This is a genomic window from Massilia sp. CT11-108 (genome assembly GCF_047302915.1).
GTDB lineage: Bacteria > Pseudomonadota > Gammaproteobacteria > Burkholderiales > Burkholderiaceae_D > Telluria > Telluria orientalis.
In genome coordinates this window covers 1-1,593 of the sequence record NZ_JBKYMO010000835.1, presented here as the reverse complement: position 1 = coordinate 1,593, position 1,593 = coordinate 1, and the positions used below count along the sequence as shown (strand labels likewise).

Genomic DNA, 1,593 nt, shown 5'->3' with positions numbered 1-1,593 from the left:
AGGCGGCGCCCAGCAGGGCATGTCGCAGGACGGACCGGCGCCGGCCCGCGCGTGGCGGCGGCGTCGTGCGTGGCATCACGTGCATCATGATGTTCTCCTCGGTTCGGCCGAACGGATCGGCGATGAAGGTGGAGAATAGGAGCACCCCCGGGTGCGGGCTTGACATGTATCAGTCGTGCGCCGGTCGGTATCATGGGCCATGGTCTATCAATTGTTCGCCGCCATGGTGCTGTTATTGCACCTGGGCTTCATCCTGTTCGTCGTCGCGGGTGCGGTACTCGTCGCGCGCTGGCGCCGGCTGCTGCCGCTGCACCTGGCCGCCGTCGCCTGGGGCATCCTGATCGAGGCCACCGGCGCGGCGTGTCCCCTGACCGGGCTGGAGAATCACCTGCGCATGCTGGCCGGGACGGCGGGCTATGCGGGCGGCTTCGTCGACCATTATCTTGTCGGACTCATCTATCCGTCCGGTCTCACGAGCGGCATGCAATGGGGACTGGCCGCGGCCGTGCTGGCGCTGAACGCCGTGCTGTACATCCGCATCGTGCGTGGGGGGCGGGACGACCGCGATTGATCCGGATCCGCGGCTGGCGCGGACGGGACGCACTTGCACGGGACCGGGCGGCATGAGATCGTAGGGGGCCACGACAGGAGAAAACATGCCGACAGCCATGAAGACACCGGGTCCCGACCATCCGATCACGATCACGCCGGCGCCGGGCCGCGTGACGGTGCGCGCCGGCGGTACCGTGCTCGCCAGCAGCGACCGCGCGCTCGCGCTGCGCGAAGCGGATTATCCGGACCGCGTCGATGCGATCGAGACCCGTTGAGCCCGGCGGTGAGGGGGCCGGCGGCGTGCCGTTCGACGAGTTCACGCTGACGGGGCGCGCACGCACGCATGTCCAGCAGTACGGGCAGACGCCGGGACAGCCCCGTTTTGCGGCGCGGCCCGAGGTCGCGGCGGCGTTTCTCGCGATGCGCGCGGCGGCCGGGGAGGACGGTATCGACATGCTGCCGATCGCGTCGTGGCGGCCGTTCGAGGCCCAGGCCCGCAACTGGAACCGCAAGTTTTCCGGGCAGGCGACGTTGTACGATTGCGAGGGCGGGGCGCGTGACCACGGGGCGCTGGCGCCGCCGGACATCGTCCGTGCGATCCTCGACTGGACAGGGTTGCCGGGCGCGACGCGGCGCCACTGGGGCACGGACATCGACGTGTTCGACCGCGCCGCGCATCCGCCCGGCTACCGGACGAAGCTGCTGCCGGACGAGGCGGGACCGGACGGCGTGTACGCTCGCCTGCATGCCTGGCTCGACATGCACGCGGCGCGCTTCGGCTTCTTTCGTCCGTACCGCACCCGCCGCCGCGGGATGTGCCCGGAACCATGGCACCTGAGCCATGCCCCGTCGGCACAGGCGGCGCTGGCGGCCATCGATATCGACATGGTCGCGCGCGCGGTCCGCGGTGCGGATCTGCTGGGCCGCGAGCTCGTGCTGGACATGTTGCCGGACATCTTCCGCGACCACGTGCTGGACGTGGACGGCCCGGACCCGGGGATCGGCGGCGGTTAGCCGGCGTCCTGGCCGGCCGTGCGGGCA

Annotated in this window: 3 protein-coding genes; all 3 read left to right on the top strand. The window is 70.7% G+C overall.

Annotated features, from left to right (window positions below; all coding sequences use genetic code 11):
- Positions 1-199: 199 nt before the first annotated feature.
- Complete coding sequence (locus tag ACEN88_RS31230) at positions 200-571, top strand: DUF2784 domain-containing protein (protein WP_413345985.1); 372 nt, start codon at positions 200-202, stop codon at positions 569-571.
- 85 nt (positions 572-656) lie between these two features.
- The gene (locus ACEN88_RS31225) at positions 657-827 is read left to right on the top strand and encodes a hypothetical protein (protein WP_413345987.1); all 171 of its coding nucleotides are present in this window, start codon (positions 657-659) and stop codon (positions 825-827) included.
- Positions 808-1,566, top strand: a complete 759-nt coding sequence (locus tag ACEN88_RS31220; RefSeq protein WP_413345983.1) for a M15 family metallopeptidase — start codon at positions 808-810, stop codon at positions 1,564-1,566. The genes ACEN88_RS31225 and ACEN88_RS31220 overlap by 20 nt, the downstream gene beginning before the upstream one ends.
- Positions 1,567-1,593: the final 27 nt, after the last annotated feature.

Bases quoted from the DNA above. Each gene is read 5' to 3' on its own strand.
- ACEN88_RS31230 (WP_413345985.1), top strand. From the start codon at position 200: ATGGTCTATCAATTGTTCGCCGCCATGGTGCTGTTATTGCACCTGGGC.
- ACEN88_RS31225 (WP_413345987.1), top strand. From the start codon at position 657: ATGCCGACAGCCATGAAGACACCGGGTCCCGACCATCCGATCACGATC.
- ACEN88_RS31220 (WP_413345983.1), top strand. From the start codon at position 808: ATGCGATCGAGACCCGTTGAGCCCGGCGGTGAGGGGGCCGGCGGCGTG.